The following is a 17,515-nucleotide window of genomic DNA, read 5'->3' on the forward strand; positions in this document are numbered from 1 at the left end:
CTAGACGATGGACGAACCACCCCGCCCTGCGTCTCGCCCGGGCGGGTGTGGTGCGGAACGGGGCAGAAAGCAGAATGGGCGGCATGCAATCACAGCCAGATGTGCAGGCGGTGCACCCGAACGTGCAGGCGGTGCAGCGCGCGCTCGACGACGCGGGCGCGCGAAACGGCTCCGGCGCGGCGAGTCAGGTCCGCGTGCTGCCCGAGGCGGTGCACACCGCCGCGGCGGCGGCCGAGGCGCTCGGCGTCGGCGTGGGCGCCATCGCCAACTCGCTCATCTTCGACGCGGACGACGCACCGCTGCTCGTCCTCACCTCCGGCGCGCACCGGGTGGACACCGCCGGCCTGGCCGCGTCCCTCGGGGTCACCCGCCTGCGCCGAGCCACCCCGGAGTTCGTCAAGCGGCACACCGGACAGGTGATCGGCGGGGTCGCCCCGGTCGGCCACCCCCGCCCGCTGCGCACCGTGGTCGACACCGCCCTGCAGGCGTACGACGAGGTGTGGGCGGCCGGCGGGGTACCTCAGGCGGTCTTCCCCAGCACGTACACCGAGCTGCTGCGGATCACCTCCGGCAAGCCGGCCGAGGTGGCGTGAGCCCCGTACCCGGGCTCGTCACGCTGCACGTGTGGCGGATCTCCCGCGCGGCGGTCCCCCGGGCGCTGGCCCGGATGGCGGTGCATCCGGCGCGGCTGCGCCGGGCCCCCGGCGTACGGTTCGGCAAGCTGCTCGGCACCGGGACGGGCAACGGCTTCGGCCCCGGCGACGCCGACCTGACCCGGTGGGCCGCCCTCGTGGTGTGGGACTCCCCCGCCGCGGCGGCCGGCTTCGACGCCTCGCCGGTCGGCCGGTCCTGGGCCCGGATCGCCCGATCCTCGGTCCGGCTGGAGCTGCGCCCGCTGTCCAGCCGGGGCGAGTGGTCCGGCCACCGGCCGTTCGACGAGCCGTCCGGCGGCCGGGTCACCGGTCCGGTGCTGGCGCTGACCCGGGCCCGGCTGCGGGCCCGCCGGGCGGTCACGTTCTGGCGGGCCGTACCGCCGGTGGCCACCGCCCTGGCCGGCGCGCCCGGGCTGCTCGCCCGGTTCGGCATCGGCGAGGCGCCGCTGGGCTGGCAGGGCACGGTGAGTGTGTGGCGCGACCCGACGGACCTGGTCGCGTTCGCGTACCGTCACCCGGAGCACCGCGCCGCGATCACGCGTACCGGCACCGAGGGGTGGTACGCGGAGGAGCTGTTCGCGCGTTTCGCGGTGCGCGACGTGGTCGGCGACCTCGCGGTGCTGGGATGGGCCGCCGAGGGCGATCCGGAATCAGTGAGAGGACACGCATGAGGCTGGTGCGGTGGACGCCGGACGACCTGGTCCGGCGGCTCGACGACGTGGTGGCCGTGTACGGCGAGGCGATGGGCTACCGTGCCGACCTGCTGGAGGCCCGGCGCGGCTACATCGCCGCCCACGTCCGCCGCCCCGGCTTCCGCGCCGTGGCCAGCCTCACCAGCGAGGGGCACCTGGCCGGCTTCGGCTACGGCTACCTCGGCGCCGCCGGCCAGTGGTGGCACGACCAGGTGCACCGGACGCTGGGCACCGAGGCCCGGCGGCGCTGGCTGACCCACTGCTTCGAGGTGGTGGAGCTGCACGTCCGCCCGCCCGCGCAGGGGCACCGCCTCGGCGCCGGCCAGCTGCGCGCCCTGCTCACCATGGCGGAGGGTACGACCACCCTGCTGTCCACGCCCGAGGCCGACGAGCAGAAGTCCCGGGCCTGGCGGCTGTATCGACGGTTCGGCTTCGTCGACATCCTGCGCGACTTCCACTTTCCCGGTGACGAGCGGCCGTTCGGCGTGCTCGGCCGGGACCTGCCGCTGCCCCCACCCGGCCCCGGCGCCGCACCTGGTGCGGCCACGCCATGATCCGCGGCCGGCTGCCCTGGGCGCTGCTGGCCGGCCTGGTCCTCGTCCAGATCGGCTACCCGCTCACTGCCGGCACCACCCGGGCCGGACTGACCATGGCCACCGTCGGGCTCGGCTACCTGCTCTCCGTCGGCCACGCGCTGCTCAGCCGGGGTACGCGTACCGCGCTCGCGTTGGTCGCGGTGGCCACCGGCGGCGGGTTCGCCGTCGAGGCGCTCGGAGTGGCCACCGGCTTCCCGTTCGGCAGCTACGACTACTCCGGGGAACTGGGCCCGAAGCTGGCCGGGGTGCCGCTGATCATCCCCCTCGCGTGGACCTGGATGGCCTGGCCCGCGTGGCTCACGGCGGTCCGGCTGACCGGGCCCGCCACCCCGGCCGCCGGGGCGCGCCCCGGACCGGCGACGGCTCCAGGTCGCGGCGCGGCGCCAGACCGGCCTTCATCCGGTTTGGAGCGCCGTCTAGCAGCACGGAGGCCGAATTACGTGGCCGCCCGGCCTTCATTCGGTCCGGAGCGCCGTCTAGCGGCGCGGAGGCCGAATTATGGCCGCCAGCCGAGCTGGAGTAGTCGAAGCGCCCGCCGGATCGCGCTGGCCGCGGTCGGGCTGGCCGCCTGGGATCTCTTCCTCGACCCGCAGATGGTGGCCGAGGGCTACTGGGCTTGGCGCGACGCCACCCCGGCTCTGCCCGGCCTGCCCGGCGTCCCGGCCAGCAACTACCTCGGCTGGCTGCTCTTCGCGGTGCTGCTGGCGGCGGCGCTGCGCCCGCTCGCCGGGCCGGCCGTCGACCGCACCGACCGGCGGGACGCGCCGATGTTCGCGCTCTACCTGTGGACGTACGCCGCCAGCGTGCTGGCGCACGCGGTCTTCCTCCGGCTGCCGGCCTCGGCGGTCTGGGGCGGGGCCGGCATGGCGCTGGCCGCCGTGCCGTTGGCGGTTGCGCTGCTCCGCGCCCGCCGCCATGCCCCCGAGCCCCGGGAGGTGGACCCGGCGCCCCGCCCCGGCGTCGAGGCGACGGCATGAGCGAGCGGAGCGAGCGAATCAGCCAGCTCAGTGTGCCGGTGCCTCATGACGTCGCCGACCACAGGGAGGCGATGGCATGAGCGTCGTGCTCGCCCTGGCGGTCGCGGTCGCCGCGCTCACGGCGCACGGCTGGCTCAACGCCACCCGCTGGCTGCGCCGCCCCGCCGCCGGCCCGGTCGAGGTGACCGAGGCGGTGGCGGTGCTGCTGCCCCTGCGCGACGAGGCCGACCGGGTGACGCCGTGCCTGCGCGCGCTGCTCGCCCAGCGCGGGGTGCCCGACCTGCGCATCGTGGTGCTCGACGACGGCTCGACCGACGACACCGCCGACGTGGTCCGCGCGGTCGCCGGCGACGACCCCCGGGTCACCCTGTTCACCGGGGCCGCCCCGCCACCCGGCTGGCTGGGCAAGCCGCACGCCTGCTGGCAGCTCGCCACCCGGACCCACCCGGCTCCGACCGTGCTGGCTTTCGTCGACGCCGACGTGGTGCTCACCCCGTACGCCGTCGCTTCGGCGGTGACCGAGCTGCGCGCGGCGGGGGTCACGCTGCTGTCGCCGTACCCCCGGATCTTGGTGGGGGCGGCGGCCGACCGGCTGGTGCAGCCGCTGCTGCAGTGGTTGTGGCTGACCTTCCTGCCACTGCGCGCGATGGAACGCTCGCCGCGGCCGTCCCTGGCCGCGGCGGGCGGGCAGTTCCTGGTGGTGGACCGGGCCGGCTACCTGCGGGCCGGCGGGCACGCGGCGGTGGCCGACCGGGTGCTGGAAGACATCGAGCTGGCCCGGGCGGTGAAGCGCGCGGGCGGTCGGATCGCCCTGGCCGACGGTTCCCGGCTGGCCACCTGCCGGATGTACGAGACCTGGCCGCAGCTGCGCGACGGCTACACCAAGTCGCTCTGGGCGTCCTTCGGGCATCCGGTCACCGCCGCGCTGGTGGTGACGCTGCTGCTCCTGCTCTTCACCGCGCCCCCGCTGATCGCGGTGGGGTTTGCCCCGACGGCACCAGGGGTGTCAACGGTTGCGCTCATCGCATACCTGCTGGGTGTCGCGGGGCGGGTGGTCAGCGCGCGGGCCACCGGCGGGCGGGCCTGGCCCGACGCGCTGGCCCACCCCGTGTCGGTCGGGTTACTCGGTTGGCTGACCCTGCGGTCGTACCATCTGCGGAAGCGACGCCGGCTCACCTGGCGGGGTCGCCCGGTCTAGAAGGGGCACGCCATGGCGCGGATCGTGGTCATCGGCGCCGGCGTGGGCGGGTTGGCCGCCGCCGCCCGGCTGGCGGTCACCGGGCACGAGGTCACCGTCTTCGAGCGGGCCGACACGGTCGGCGGCAAGCTCGGCCGGTACGTCCACGACACCCCCGAGGGCGCGTACCACTTCGACACCGGACCGAGCCTGATCACCCTGCCGCAGGTCCTCCACGACCTGTTCGAGGCCACCGGCGCGAAACTCGACGAGTACCTCGACCTGGTGCCGCTGGACCCGATCGTCCGGCACGTCTTCCCCGGCGGCCCCAGCCTCGACTCCTGCGCCGACCCGGCCGAGTTCGCCGCCCGGATCGGCGCGGCCTTCGGCGACCGGGCCACCGCCGACTGGCAGCGGCTCTGGCGGCGGGCCACCCGGGTCTGGGACGCGTCGCACCGGGACATCCTGCGCCGCCCGATCGACTCCCCTCGGGACCTGGCCGCGCTGGCCTGGCGGCTCGGCGACCTGGCCGCGATCGGTCCCGGCCGCACCCTGCGCGGCCTCGGCCGCCGCCACCTGTCCGACCCGCGGCTGCGGATGCTGCTCGACCGGTACGCCACCTACGCCGGCGCCGACCCCCGCCGGGCACCGGCCGCGCTGGTCGCCGTCCCGTACGCCGAGCTGACGTACGGCGGCTGGTACCTGCGCGGCGGCCTGGCCACCCTCGCCGACGCGCTGCTGTCCCGCTGCCTGGACCTCGGCGTGGTGGTGCGGACCGGCACCGCGGTCACCCGGATCGACGCCGCCGGCGGCCGGGTGCACGGGGTACGCCTCGCCGGCGCCCTCGCCCCGGTCCCCGCCGACGTGGTGGTGGCCAACGTGGACGCGCTCACCCTCTACCGGGACCTGCTGCCCACCCCGCGCCGGCTGGCCGGGCTCACCGACCGCAGCCTGGCCGGCTTCGTGCTGCTGCTCGGCGTACGCGGCGGCTCCGGGCTGGCGCACCACACCGTCTTCTTCCCCGACGACTACGACGCCGAGTTCGACGCGGTCTTCGGCGCACCGGGGCGGGGGATGCGGGCCCGGCCGGCCGTCGACCCGGCGGTCTTCGTCACCGTGCCGGCCGACCCCGCGGTCCACCCGGACGGGCACGAGGCGTGGTTCGTGCTGGTCAACGCCGCCCGCCACGGCACCGCCGCCGGGGCGGTCGACTGGCGGCGGCCGGGACTGGCCGAGGCGTACGCCGACCGGATCCTCGACGTGCTCGCCGAACGGGGCGCCGACGTCCGGGACCGGCTGGTGTTCCGCGAGATCCGTACGCCGGCCGACCTGGACGCGGCGACCGGCGCGCCCGGCGGGGCCATCTACGGCACCGCGGGCGGCCTGCTGCGCCCGGCCAACCGTGGCCCGGCGGCCGGGCTGTGGCTGGTCGGCGGCTCCAGCCACCCCGGCGGCGGCCTCCCCATGGTCACCCTCTCGGCGGAGATCGTCGCCACCGAGATCGGCCCGGCCTGGTGAAAGGAAGGGCCCTCTGTTAACGCCTACGGTAGAGAAGGGTTCCCTTCTCACACTCACCGTCAGCGATGGGCGCGCCAGCCGTCAGCCGGCGTCGATCAGGGCGCGACGGACGGTGGAGAGGAGCTGCCCGAGGCCGTAGCCGGCCAGCAGCACCCAGACCGTGGCGGCCATGGTGATGGTGCCGGCGACCACGTCGGTGTCGATCAGCCCGGTGAGCCCGGCGACCAGCAACCCACCCAGGGCCACGCAGACCCGGGTGGGGCGCTCCCCCACGGTCACCGCACCGATCTCACGCATGCCGGCGGCGATCGCCCGGGCCCGGACGTACTCGTGCAGCCAGGACAGGCCGCCGGCCGCGGCAACCAGCGCACCCGGCGCGCCGAGCAGCCAGAACGCGATCAGCCAGGCGGCCTCGCCGAGCCGGTCGGCGATCGAGTCGTAGACGTAGCCGAGCCGGGTGGTGCGGTTGGTGACCACCGCCACCGCCCCGTCGACGCTGTCCGCCACCGAGGCGAGCAGCACGAACAGCGCGCCGAGGAACGGCCCGTCGCCCGGCCGCCCGACCAGCAGCGGTACGGGAACGCAGAGCAGCACCCCGAACACGGTCACCGGGGTCGGGCCGACCCGGAGCCGACCCAGGACGTACCCGAGGTGGTAGGCGAGGCGCAGCCAGGCACGGACCACCGGCGCGGCGGCCCGAGGATCGAACCCGCCGTGCAGCCGCGCCCACGCGGTCGCGTACTGGTCCCAGTTCAGCTGCGTGCCCGCCACGGGATCAACCTTGACATCCTCTCCCGCCTAGAGGCGGGAGACTCCCGCTTCCAGCGCCGTACGTCGCCGGCGTTGGGTGGGTGGTCGACAGGACGCCTTTCGACTCCTGTCCCGGACTGCCCGCCCGGTGAGTGGGGACGCCGCCTCGGCGGCGTCCCGGATGTTGATCGCGGCGTTCACGTCAGCGTTGGCCTGGTATCCGCAGGACCCGCACCGGAACATCGCTTGGCTTTCGCGATTGTTCCGATCGGTGTGCCCGCAGCGGCTGCACCGCTGGGAGGTGAACGCGGCTGGCACCCTGGCGATCCGGGTGCCGGTGGTACGTGCACGATTGGCCAAGGCCACCTGGAACATGCCCCAGCCCTTGTCGAGGATCGCCCGGTTCAGCCCGGCCTTCGCGGCCACGTTGACGCCAGGCTCGCCGATGGTCCCCCTCGCGGTGGCGGTCATCGCCTTGACGCGGAGGCGTTCGATTTTGATGTTGGCATGCTGGGTGCAGAGACGGTTCGCCGCCCACATCACGAAGTCACGCCGCCGGTTACGGACCTTCGCCTCGGTTCGGGCGATCTCCGCACGGACCTTCCGCGCGCGGTTCGACGTCTTCGCGCCGCGTTTGCGGCGGGCGGTCTCCTGCCGGCCAGCCTTCGACTTCAGCCCGGGCAGCCGCCGCTCGCGACCAGGTGGGGTGAAGGCACGGTTCCACATTCGCCCGTCGGACATCGCCAACGCGACCTTCACCCCACGGTCCACACCTACCATGGTGCCCGGCCGGGCGTGCGCCTCGGGCGTCGCGACGCCGGCATGGACGCCGAACCCGACGTGCCAGGCAACACCATCGAAGGACACCACCGCATTCCGGACCACACCGCCCAACGGACGAGACCAGCGAAACTTCACCTCGCCGATCTTCGGCAGGCTGACCACGCCCCATCGGCGGTTGACCCGCCGCACCGCAATCGCCTGACCGGGAAACGGCACCGACAACCGCGCCGACTTACGCTTGCGTGTCGGCGGCCCGGCGGGATGCTGCGGATCCCACCAGTTGCGGTACGCCTGATCGAGATGGCGCAACACCTGTTGACCGGACTGCGCTGGCAGGTCCGCGACCCAGTCGAGTTCCTTACGCGCCTCGGTCAAGGAGGCGCACTGCACGGTGACCCCGAGGGTGACCCTGCGCTGCTGCCACGCGAACTGGCGCTGCTCCAACGCGGTGTTGTACAGCCAGCGGCACGTGTGCCCCCACACGGTCAGACGCTGCGCCTGCTCCTCGGTGGGGTACAGCCGGTACCTCCGGCCCGTGTCCGCATTCACGTTCCACATCATACGCTTGGTTTCATGGCCACCGACTACCCAGTTCGCACGGGCAGGCACTGCACTTTCCTACTCCACGCCCATTTGGTTTTCCTCACGAAGTATCAGGCGCCGATCTTCACCGACGAACACCTGCACTACCTGGAACAAGTCATGCGGGAGGTGTGCGAGCAGTTCGAATGCGAGCTGGTCGAGCTCAACGGCGCAGACAACTACGTCCACCTGCTGGTTAACTTCCCGCCCAAGGTGGCACTGTCGAAACTGGTCAACTCCCTCAAGGGCGTCTCCTCGCGCTACCTGCGCCGCGACTTCCCAGAGATCCGCCGCTACTTCTGGCGAGGCGCGCGGCTGTGGTCCGGATCCTACTTCGCCGGCTCCGTCGCAGGCGCACCCTTGACCGTCCTACGCCACTACATCGAGCAGCAGAACCGACCGGCCTAGAGCACGGGCCTTGACGGCCCTCCCGTGCGGGCCTCCACCCCCGCATTGAAGGGCGGAGCACTGGCCCGCATCTCGGTAGCAGGGCGTGCCGGTGTCGGAGGCCGGCTCGTCACACCCGCGCGCCGGCCCGCAGGTGCTGCCACACCTCGCGGGTCGCCGTGGACCGGTTGAGGGTGATGAAGTGGATCCCGGGCACCCCCTCGTCCAGCAACCTCGCGCACATCTCGCTGGCCTGCTCTATGCCGAGCCGGCGGACCGCCTCCGGGTCGTCGGCCACCCGGGCGAACCGCTCCGCCAGCGCGGGCGGGAACGGCGCGCCGGAGAGCTGCACGGACCGCTCGATGGTGCCCATCTGGGTCACCGGCATCACGCCGGCCAGGATCGGGGTGTCGCAGCCGGCGGCCGCGACCCGGTCCCGCAGCCGCAGGTAGTCGTCGGCGTCGAAGAACATCTGGGTGATGGCGAACGCGGCCCCCGCCCGGCACTTGCGGACGAAGTATCTGGTGTCGCTGGCCACGTCGGGCGAGCGCGGGTGCTTGTACGGGAATGCCGCCACCCCGACGCTGAAGTCGCCGGCGTCGCGGACCAGCCGGACCAGCTCCTCGGCGTACAACACACCCTGCGGGTGCCGGACCCACTCGCCGCCCGGGTTGCCCGGCGGGTCGCCGCGCACGGCCAGCATGTTGCGGACGCCGGCGGAGGCCAGCCGGCCGATGACGTGCCGCAGCTCGGCGACCGAGTGGTTGACCGCGGTCAGGTGCGCCATCGGCAGCAGGGTGGTCTCGGTGGCGATCCGCTCGGTCACCGCGACCGTGGTGTCCCGGGTCGAACCGCCCGCGCCGTAGGTGATCGAGACGAACGAGGGGCGCAGCGACTCCAGCTCGCGGATGGCCTGCCAGAGCAGGCGCTCCCCCCTGCGGTGTCTTCGGCGGGAAGAACTCGAACGAGAAGGTCGGCTGGCCGGCACGGATCAGCTCCCCGATGGCCGGTTGCGGATTGGGGAGGACCGAGGGAAGACCGAGCGCCACGGATCGACTGTAACCGGGACGTCCCGTCGTACCCAGGATCTTCCCAGCCCGCGAGCACGGCGCGAGGAACGTCGTACCCCGGGGGTAGGAACGGGGCAGCGCGGTGGGGCCGGCGGTGGCCGACCCTCGGGGGCCCGCGCGGGGGTCAGCACGATCGGCGGCGCGCCGGACCCGGCACTGCCGGGCGTCCGCGTCGCCACCCGCGCCGATGCCCTCCGGAGGATCGATGATCTCGTTCCCGCAGTCCGAGCCACGGCTGCTCGGCCCGCTCCTTGCCGAGCTACGGTCCGCGCGCGGCTGGAGCCAGCAGCGGGTCGCCACCGAGCTTTGCGCCGCCTCCGGCGTGCCGACGTTGACCCGGCACGAGGTAGCGTAGCAGACAGAGTTACAGCAACCCCGTACACTGCCTGACGTGCGCATACTTGGGGTGATCCGGCTCAGCCGAGAGACTGACGAAAGCACCAGCCCGGAGCGGCAGCGAGACGCTGTAACCAAATGGGCTGAGCTACACGGCCACACCATCATCGGGTGGGCGGAAGACCTGGACGTGTCCGGGGCCCTGTCCCCGTGGGACCGTCCCGGGTTGGGGCCGTGGCTACGGGACCGGGCGGACGAGTTTGACGGCCTGGTTGCGTGGAAGGTTGACCGTCTGTCACGCCGGCTGTTGCACTTTGTGAGCCTGGTTGAGTGGGCGGACGGCCAGGGGAAGGCCGTGGCTTCCGCAACGGAACCGATCAACACGTCCGACCGGTTCGGCCGGATGATCGCAAGCATGCTCGCGATGTTCGCCGAGTTCGAGCGTGACGCTATCCGGGAGCGGATCACGGACGGACGGGTGAAGCTGCGGAAGGCGGGCCGCTGGGGCGGCGGCACCCCGCCCTACGGCTATATGCCGGTGCGGCAACCAGGGGACAAAGGCTGGAAGTTGGCCCCTGATCCCGTGTCGTCCAAGCACGTCCGGGAGATTGTGCGCCGCATCCTGGCTGGCAGCTCCATGAACGCTATCTGTATCGACTTCAACTCTCGCGGCATCCCCACCCCTTCAGATCATTACCGGCAGTCGGTTGGTAAACCGATGATGGGCTACAAGTGGAAAACCACTGCCCTGCTTCCGATCCTCAAGTCTCGCACTCTCCTCGGAGAAATGGAGAAGGACGGCAAACCGGTAACGGATGAGAAGGATCTGCCGGTGAAGCGTTCGGAACCTTTGGTGACGTACGCCGAATGGAAACAGGTGCAGGATGCGTTAGAGAAGCTGTCCAAGAAGAAGACTCGGACCGCCACGACTGCGCCACTGCTGCATATCGCTTTCTGTGAGTGCGGGTTGCCGCTGTATCGGGTTTACGCGAGTGGCGGTAAAGGCCCTATGCAGCACCAGTATTACCGGTGCAAGGGCAGAACGGGTGCGCCTCCAACGTGTTCCGTGAAAACCATCCGGGCGGACGCTTTGGAGGAGGCCGCTACCGAAACGTTCCTTCTCTTCGTTGGTGACCTTGAGGTGTTGGAGCGCCGGCTAATTCCTGGCGAGGATAACGCGGCGAAGCTTGAGCAGATAGAACGGCGGTTGCGGGAGCTTAGGGCTGACCGGGATGCCGGCCTGTTTGAAGGCGAAGACGCCGAGTATCAGGCTCGGTTCCTGGATTTGCGGCAGCGTAAGAAGGAATTGGAAGCTGTCCCGCCTGTCCCTGACCGCTGGGACATGGTGCCCACCGGGCGGACGTTCCGTGAGACGTGGGACGGCCTGGCGACGGTGGAGGAACGGCGGGCGTTCCTGCTGGCGTCCGGGCTGCGGGTGACGCTGCACGCTGCCCCGGTGCGTACGCCGTCCCTGCTGCCGGGTGCGCCAGCCCTTGAGGGTGGCCGCGTGTCCGTCGAGATCCCTCACGACCTACAGCAACGGGTTCTAGAGAGGGCCGCTAGAACGGCCTGAGAGCCGCTGAGAGCGGCTAACAGCCCCGGTCGGTAGGCCGGGGGCTTTCCCGTGCCCTGGCGCGGACGGTGGGGCCGGCCGGACGGCCTAGGTACGCTGCTCCCGTGACGCCCTCCGTCGCGGACAGAGGGGGGTGTTGGCCCCCCTTAGAATGTGTTTGCTGCGGTACCCCGGCGGGCCCCCTTGAGGGCCCCGTTTCTCTCTAATCGCGTTTAAACGGCTGTGGCTCAGCCGTGCCCATTTTCGGAAGTTATGGAAGGTAGGCAGACAGTGACCGGTGAGGTTATGGCGTTGCTAGTGCGGCTGGTCAAGGCACTTGAGGAAGCGAACCAGTTGCGCCGCATTCAAATGCGGGCTAACGGCACGCTGCCGAGTAACAGCGGCCGCTAGACCGACAGAAAGGCAGGCAGACAGACTGTGAATATCCCTACGTGCCCTCACGGCACGAAAGTGTTTGACCAGGGGGTTTATTGGTTGTGCCCTTCTGATCCCTACGATCCTACGAGGTGTAAGCCTGAGAAGGTATCGGCCAGCTTCCCGCGCCCTAGTGTCGTCCAGGGGCCGGCGGTTCAGGCGGCCACTACCCAACAACCCCGGAAGCCCGCCACGACCAGGGGGCCGAGGATGCGCGGCGATTGGCGTATCAGGTGGCGTCAAGCTTGCATGCTGGCTAAGCGTCCCAACGGCCGGGGTTTGACCATGACGGCGCTTAAAGCTGCTGTTGCTATCTCCGATTCGTTCGCGGATAAGCCGGTGCCTCCGCCGACCCGTGGCACATGGGTTTCTCAGGATGAGCTAGTGAGGCGTACCGGTCTGTACGACCGGAAAGAGTTTAAGAGCGGTTACCGGGAGCTGGTTGAGGCCGGGTTGTTGCGGGTGCTGACTGGCGACCAGGCGGAAGCGCACGTCAAGGAAGCGATGCGGGACAGCTACGACGCTGCCAAGCGTCCTCAGAACCGGACCGTTTACATCCCTCTGGTCTCTCCCGAGTAGGGGGGGTCGCTACCCCCCTGGAAGGGGGGGTGAGGGTAGGGGGGTGGTCACCCCTCCATATCTCTCTAAAGAGAGAGAAGGGCTCTGTTAGAGCCCTTAAAGCTATAAACCGTAGAGGGGCCTAACGGCCCCGTCTGTATAGCGAACTACGTTCGCAGCTTCGCTTTCGGGCTGACGCCCTCCGCTCGCTTTGCCGGGGTGGTTGTGAACCAATCAAGGGAACGGCAGAGCCGTAGCTCTGCCTACTACTACCAACCCTTTCCTAATCCAACCAAGGGAAGCTAGAGCAAGTTACCGCGGTGATCTTGAAAGGAGGAACTGTCAGCGGCGCCGCAGCGTCGTGACAAGCGCGTAGGTGATCGCGGTGACCAGGGCGACGACAAGGAGCTGCCCCACCGCGCCAAGCCCACTACCGCACAGGAGCAGTACGAGGAGGCCGGCCAGGACGCCGAGCAGGACCCGGTTGCCGGTGTAGTTGAGGCTCCACCGCGATTCGTGCTGCTGAGTCATGGCCGGCACTGTACCGCCGGACGTCAACACAGGCGCTCTCGGACAAAACTTCCCCGGAAGCCCTCCGCCAGGTGACCCACGCAGGCTTTTTCGAACGCGCATAACGCTTGTCTACACGGCCGGCTTCCCGGCCGTTTTCTATGCCCTTGACCTGCACAAACGACGGAACGCCCGTAACGACGCGCGTAACACGCGCATAACGCTTGAGAGGAGAGACGTTGAAGAAATGTGTCTGTGGTCGGGCCCTCGCCCGTACCCGTATGGGGAACGCAAAGGCTACGTGTGGTCGTGAGGGGTGCGACCGTAGGCGACGGGCGGACCGGCAGGCCGCCTACCGTGCCAGGAAAGCGGGGAAGGCTCCTAGCCGCACTGGGAAGCCGTCCGGGCCCGTGGTCGAGCAGCACCAGGGGGAGAGCACCCCGGCGCAAGTGCTGGATGCCCCTGTGGTGGCCCCGTGGGGCCAACATTTCGATGACCTACTAGAGCTTTGGGATTGGTCCCTGCATGCCGGACGTGACCCGTTCGGCCGGGATTACTTCCTTGTGTTGGGTGAGGCGTCGGACGCTGAGCCTCGCCGGTATCCGGCCCCGAATTGGTATCACCTGAGTTGGGCTGAGGCCATGGACGTTCACGCCAAGCGGACGGGGGGACCGCGTTGACCGTTTACACGCGGCGTTGCCGGCACTGTGACCGGCTGTTTGACCAGCCGTCCTATCGTCGGCACGGCCGTAGGGCCCTCTACTGCCGCACCCGGTGCCGTAATGACCAAGCGACCCTGTTACGCCGTCTGCGGCGTTCTGGGAGGGCGCCGGCTATCCCACGGGAACCCCGGAACGGTGACGCGGTTTGGAATGAACGCCTAGGCGAAACGGTCTATTACCCGGATGGCGTCACGGGGACGCCGGGGTATTCGGATCGTATGACCTGGGAGCTTGCTAGCTTCCTGGACGCCTTCCCCATGTTTGATGGCAACGGAGCGCCTATCAAAAACCAGGGGTGGTCCGTGGTTGACCTTCGCAAAGGTTGGCAGGATGACCGGGAGGACCGGGCACAGGACCGGGAGGTTAAGCGACTTGAGCTTGAACGGTTCCTGTCACTCTTCCCAGGCTGGACTGAGGATGAAGCACGGAAGTTCCTTTCTGGTGACTGAGTTATTGCCTGGGGAGTAGAGGGCAGTAGCCCTGATGTAATCCACGAACAGAGCAGGGGACACCTAACCGGGTGTCCCCTTTTCTGTATCCAAGTGAGGGGGAACCACATATGGACAAGCTTGTTGAGGCTTTCCGGGAGCTGGACGCTACGGACCTTGAGTTTATGGCGGACGAGTTTGGCCGACGCACGCACCGTTGCCTTGAGATTGGGCAGCCTGGCTGGGCTCGCTGCTACGCGCTGTTTGCCGTGGCGGCTATTGATGCCCTCGACGCCGCTAAGTGAGCCAAAGCCGCACCCGTTGGTGCGGCTGATTAGGGACCTTAAACGGGATACCCGGGTGCGCTGGACAAGCGCAGCCAAGCCAAACAACTGAATAGCTTTCTAACTCTTTAGCCGTCCCGATTGGGGCGGCTATTTCTGTTTGGAGGAACTTTGAAGAACATTCTTGCGATGCTGGCCACGGCGGAGAAGGAAAGCCGGGGGCTTAAGCCGGACGAGACTGCCCGCATTCTGCGGGGTGCTGGTGAGCAGCGAGGCGAGGTTGAGGCCCTGCTCAAGCTGGAAGCCTCGGACGTTGAGAAGCGGGACGGGTTGAAGGCTCTGTTTGACGACGCTGAGCAGCGCAGCAACCAGGACGAGGCACGGCGGGTGATCGCTGGTGCCCCGGCCATCCTGACCGGGAAGGCTAAGCCTGAGGTGCGCTACGGGCTGCCCCTGGATGAGGAGCGGTCGTTTGCCGATGTGGCCGGCGTCCAGGCCGCCACGGCTTCCGAGTTCGGCAACTACGTCCGGTCGGTTATGCGCGGCGAGGTGCGCGCACAGTCGGAGGGCACCGGCAACAAGGGCGGCTATCTGGTGCCGACGGAGTACGCGGCCGGCGTTCTGGACCTGGCCCGTAACAAGACTGCGGTTGCCCGTGCTGGGGCGTCCATTTACCCGATGAGCAGTAACACGCTCAAGGTGACCAAGGTTGTCGGTGACGCCGTTCCGGCGTGGCGCAACGAGGCTGCCGTTATCGGTGAGTCCGACATGACCTTTGGTGAGGTCACTTTCACGGCCCGGTCTCTGGCTGTGCTGGTGAAGGCGTCTCTTGAGGTTGTGGAGGATGCCCCGAATTTCGGTGACATCCTTACTAAGGCTTTGGCTGAGCAGTTCGGTATTGCTCTCGATCAGGCTGCCCTTTACGGTTCGGGTGTTGCCCCGACCCCTCAGGGCGTTTACACCGCCTCGGGTGTCACCTCGACTGAGGCAGCCACCAACGGTGCCGCCCCGACGTGGGACATGCTTATTGATGGTGTGGCCCGGCTTGAGGCCAAGAACTACACGCCGTCCGGCATCATCGTTGCTCCGCGCACTGAGGCGGGCCTTGCTAAGCAGCGTGAAAACGGCACCACGGGCCCCTATCTGGTGGCCCCGGAGTACGTGTCTCGGGTTGCCCGCTACTCGACTAACGGTGTGAAGACCAACCAGACGCAGGGCACGGCCGCTAACAAGGCGTCTGACGCCTTCATTGCGGATTGGTCGCAGGGTGTGGGTATCGGCATGCGTACCGATTTCCGCATTCTGCCGATGCGTGAGGCGTTCCTCGCCAACGGTCAGATTGGTTTCGTGGGCTGGCTGCGTGCCGACGTTCAGACCCTCCGCCCGGAGGCTATCGAGGTCATTAAGGGCCTTCTCTGATCTAACGGACTAGGGCCGGGGCTTTCCGCCCCGGCCCTTTCTTTCTCTTTGGGGGGAGGTTTTTGATGGCTTGGTTTCGACGCGAAAAGCGTTCTGAGCAAACCGTGACGCTCGCGGAAATGGGCAGCATGAACGGGAACACGCATGCCGGGGTTTCTGTTACTGACGATTCAGCCCTGCGGCTGAATGTGCTTTACAGTTGCGTTGATTTGATCGCCTCGGGTATCGCTAGTCTTCCGGTTGACGTTTACCGGGATGTTGACGGCCGGAAGGTGTCGGCAACGCTGCCGACGTGGGTGAAGAGCCCTAACCCGTACATGACGCCGTTTACGTTCTGGCACCAAGTGGTTAGTTCGCTGCTGCTGGACGGCAACGCCTTCATTTTTGCGGGACGCAACGACCGGGGCGGGATTGCTGCACTGGTGCCGATTGATCCGCATAGGGTTACGGTCGATTGGGCGACGGACGGCACCGATGTTGTGTACCGGGTTGACGGCAAGCCGATTGCCGGGGATTCGATCATTCATATTCCGGCGTTCACCCGCCCTGGTGATCTACGGGGGCTTTCACCAGTAGAGCAGGCGCGGCAGTCCATTGGGCTCGGCTTGGTCGCTGAGGAATTCGGGGCCCGGTTCTTCGGCCAGGGCACCACGCTTTCCGGCGTTGTCGAGCACCCCGGTAACCCTAAGCCGGGGGAAGTTGCCGTGATGGCTCAGATGATGAAGAAGTCTCGCGCGGGCACCAAGAACAGCCACAGCGTCGGCATCCTTACCGGCGGGGCGACATGGAAGAGCATTTCGGTTACCCCGGAGCAAGCACAGTTCTTGGAGACGCGCCGTTTCCAGAATTTGCAGATCGCGCAACTGTACCGGGTGCCTCCGCACATGGTTGATCCGACCGTACAGAGTTCGTGGGGTTCCGGGGTTGAGGAGCAAAACAAGTTCTTCGTTGACTACACCCTGTTGCCGTGGATCATTCGGCTTGAGCAAGCCTTTTCAGGCTTGCTGCCTAGTCGCCAGTATGTGCGGTTCAACGTTGACGCCCGGTTGCGGGCTAAGACGACCGAGCGTTATTCGGCTTACCGGACGGCCATCACGTCCGGCTTTATGAGCCGCGACGAGGTTAGGGCCCTTGAGGATTTGGAGCCCATCCCGGGCGGCCAGGGTGCCGCATTCATTGAACCCACGGGGAAGGGGGGTAGTGGTGCTGGAAATCCGATCGACGGTGCAGCCGCTGGCGGTTAACGCTGGCACAATCAGCGGGTACGCCGCTGTCTGGCTGAAACCGTCTGTTGACTTGGGCGGTTTCGTTGAGCAGATCGCCCCGGGTGCGTTCACTGACTCTCTGCGGACAAGTGACGTTCGGGGCCTACTCAACCATGACCCTAACCAAATCTTGGGCCGACAGGGTGCCGGCACCCTGCGGCTTACCGAGGACGCTACGGGGCTGCGTTACGAGATTGACCTACCGGATAGCCCGCTAGGGCAGACGGTGGCCCGTGCCGTTGAGCGCGGGGACCTGGTGCACTCGTCGTTTCAGTTCCGCAGCGTCCGCGAGGATTGGGGAAGCCTGCCGGACGGTACGCCGCTGCGCACTATCCGGCGCGCTGTAATCCTCGACGTGTCCCCAGTGGCGTTCCCCGCCTACCCGGATACGTACGGGCTGACCGTTGCCGCTCAGGCCACGGGGTGACCGGTGGGTGAGGGTTGGCCCGATTGGGTGCGGCAACACAGCACCATCAAGGATGGGTGCGTGATCTGGGATGGCCGGAAGCGCAGTAGCGGAAGGTGTTACCACACCCTTCCGGATGGAAGCGTGGTCAACGTGAAGATGCTGCTGTTGGCTGAGCCTGATGAGGCGGATTTCATCAGCGTATTCGGCACCTCCTGTGGCTCGTATTCCTGCCTGCTGCCGGAACACCAACGCTGGACGTTTAGGGGCCGCTTTCAGGGCCGTTAAACGGCCCTAGAATGACCGCAGACGTGAGAAACGGCCGGGGTGGTATCTCTACCTACCCCGGCCGTCCGTTTCGCTTTGTGGCGTTCCTAGGGCAGCCTATCCGGCAGCGTCGCTGCCGGTTTCGAAC

Annotated in this window: 17 protein-coding genes and 1 pseudogene; 14 read left to right on the top strand and 4 right to left on the bottom strand. The window is 68.5% G+C overall.

Features of this window, described 5'->3' with window-relative positions; genetic code table 11:
- Positions 1-83: 83 nt before the first annotated feature.
- From ACNAW0_RS02685 to ACNAW0_RS02710, 6 genes are all read left to right on the top strand, one after another.
- Positions 84-593, top strand: a complete 510-nt coding sequence (locus ACNAW0_RS02685; RefSeq protein WP_416286049.1) for a YbaK/EbsC family protein — start codon at positions 84-86, stop codon at positions 591-593.
- Complete coding sequence (locus ACNAW0_RS02690; RefSeq protein ID WP_416286050.1) at positions 590-1,324, top strand: monooxygenase; 735 nt, start codon at positions 590-592, stop codon at positions 1,322-1,324. The genes ACNAW0_RS02685 and ACNAW0_RS02690 overlap by 4 nt, the downstream gene beginning before the upstream one ends.
- Positions 1,321-1,899, top strand: a complete 579-nt coding sequence (locus ACNAW0_RS02695) for a GNAT family N-acetyltransferase (protein ID WP_416286051.1) — start codon at positions 1,321-1,323, stop codon at positions 1,897-1,899. Before ACNAW0_RS02690 ends, ACNAW0_RS02695 begins: the two co-directional genes overlap by 4 nt.
- Entirely contained in the window at positions 1,896-2,918 is a 1,023-nt protein-coding gene (locus ACNAW0_RS02700) for a carotenoid biosynthesis protein (RefSeq protein ID WP_416286052.1), read from the top strand. Before ACNAW0_RS02695 ends, ACNAW0_RS02700 begins: the two co-directional genes overlap by 4 nt.
- Positions 2,919-2,994: 76 nt before the next feature.
- A complete protein-coding gene (locus tag ACNAW0_RS02705) occupies positions 2,995-4,116 on the top strand; it encodes a glycosyltransferase (RefSeq protein WP_416286053.1) in 1,122 nt (373 codons plus the stop codon).
- Between the two features lie 12 nt (positions 4,117-4,128).
- Positions 4,129-5,613, top strand: coding sequence for a phytoene desaturase family protein (locus ACNAW0_RS02710; RefSeq protein ID WP_416286054.1), 1,485 nt, complete (start codon positions 4,129-4,131; stop codon positions 5,611-5,613).
- An 81-nt stretch (positions 5,614-5,694) separates the two neighbouring features.
- Here ACNAW0_RS02710 and ACNAW0_RS02715 read toward each other — a convergent pair whose 3' ends face one another.
- On the bottom strand, positions 5,695-6,384 hold the full coding sequence (locus ACNAW0_RS02715) for a CDP-alcohol phosphatidyltransferase family protein (RefSeq protein WP_416286055.1): 690 nt from the start codon (positions 6,382-6,384) through the stop codon (positions 5,695-5,697).
- Between the two features lie 27 nt (positions 6,385-6,411).
- Positions 6,412-7,695 (bottom strand): RNA-guided endonuclease InsQ/TnpB family protein, encoded by a 1,284-nt coding sequence (locus ACNAW0_RS02720; RefSeq protein ID WP_416286057.1) that lies wholly within the window; start codon positions 7,693-7,695, stop codon positions 6,412-6,414.
- 24 nt (positions 7,696-7,719) lie between these two features.
- Between ACNAW0_RS02720 and tnpA the strand changes: the two genes are divergently transcribed.
- Positions 7,720-8,136, top strand: a complete 417-nt coding sequence (gene tnpA / locus ACNAW0_RS02725; protein WP_416286058.1) for an IS200/IS605 family transposase — start codon at positions 7,720-7,722, stop codon at positions 8,134-8,136.
- Between the two features lie 109 nt (positions 8,137-8,245).
- Here tnpA and metF read toward each other — a convergent pair.
- A pseudogene (gene metF / locus ACNAW0_RS02730) lies at positions 8,246-9,164 on the bottom strand (methylenetetrahydrofolate reductase [NAD(P)H]).
- A gap of 226 nt (positions 9,165-9,390) precedes the next feature.
- Here metF and ACNAW0_RS02735 point away from each other — a divergent pair.
- From ACNAW0_RS02735 to ACNAW0_RS02745, 3 genes are all read left to right on the top strand, one after another.
- The gene (locus ACNAW0_RS02735) at positions 9,391-9,540 is read left to right on the top strand and encodes a hypothetical protein (RefSeq protein WP_416286059.1); all 150 of its coding nucleotides are present in this window, start codon (positions 9,391-9,393) and stop codon (positions 9,538-9,540) included.
- Positions 9,541-9,576: 36 nt separating this feature from the next.
- Positions 9,577-11,094 (top strand): recombinase family protein, encoded by a 1,518-nt coding sequence (locus ACNAW0_RS02740; protein ID WP_416286060.1) that lies wholly within the window; start codon positions 9,577-9,579, stop codon positions 11,092-11,094.
- Positions 11,095-11,793: 699 nt separating this feature from the next.
- On the top strand, positions 11,794-12,087 hold the full coding sequence (locus ACNAW0_RS02745) for a hypothetical protein (protein ID WP_416286061.1): 294 nt from the start codon (positions 11,794-11,796) through the stop codon (positions 12,085-12,087).
- A gap of 321 nt (positions 12,088-12,408) precedes the next feature.
- Here the strand turns inward: ACNAW0_RS02745 and ACNAW0_RS02750 are convergent, their stop codons facing one another.
- Entirely contained in the window at positions 12,409-12,597 is a 189-nt protein-coding gene (locus ACNAW0_RS02750) for a hypothetical protein (RefSeq protein ID WP_416286062.1), read from the bottom strand.
- A gap of 1,584 nt (positions 12,598-14,181) precedes the next feature.
- Here ACNAW0_RS02750 and ACNAW0_RS02755 point away from each other — a divergent pair.
- The 4 genes from ACNAW0_RS02755 (at position 14,182) to ACNAW0_RS02770 (ending at position 17,388) form a co-directional block, all read left to right on the top strand.
- A complete protein-coding gene (locus tag ACNAW0_RS02755) occupies positions 14,182-15,429 on the top strand; it encodes a phage major capsid protein (protein ID WP_416286063.1) in 1,248 nt (415 codons plus the stop codon).
- A gap of 65 nt (positions 15,430-15,494) precedes the next feature.
- Entirely contained in the window at positions 15,495-16,673 is a 1,179-nt protein-coding gene (locus tag ACNAW0_RS02760; protein ID WP_416286064.1) for a phage portal protein, read from the top strand.
- Positions 16,654-17,121, top strand: a complete 468-nt coding sequence (locus ACNAW0_RS02765; RefSeq protein WP_416286165.1) for an HK97 family phage prohead protease — start codon at positions 16,654-16,656, stop codon at positions 17,119-17,121. The genes ACNAW0_RS02760 and ACNAW0_RS02765 overlap by 20 nt, the downstream gene beginning before the upstream one ends.
- A 132-nt stretch (positions 17,122-17,253) precedes the next feature.
- Positions 17,254-17,388: a hypothetical protein gene (locus tag ACNAW0_RS02770; RefSeq protein WP_416286065.1), complete on the top strand. Its 135-nt coding sequence runs from the start codon at positions 17,254-17,256 to the stop codon at positions 17,386-17,388.
- Positions 17,389-17,515: the final 127 nt, after the last annotated feature.

This window comes from Micromonospora sp. SL1-18, from assembly GCF_047921505.1.
Taxonomy (GTDB): Bacteria; Actinomycetota; Actinomycetes; order Mycobacteriales; family Micromonosporaceae; genus Micromonospora.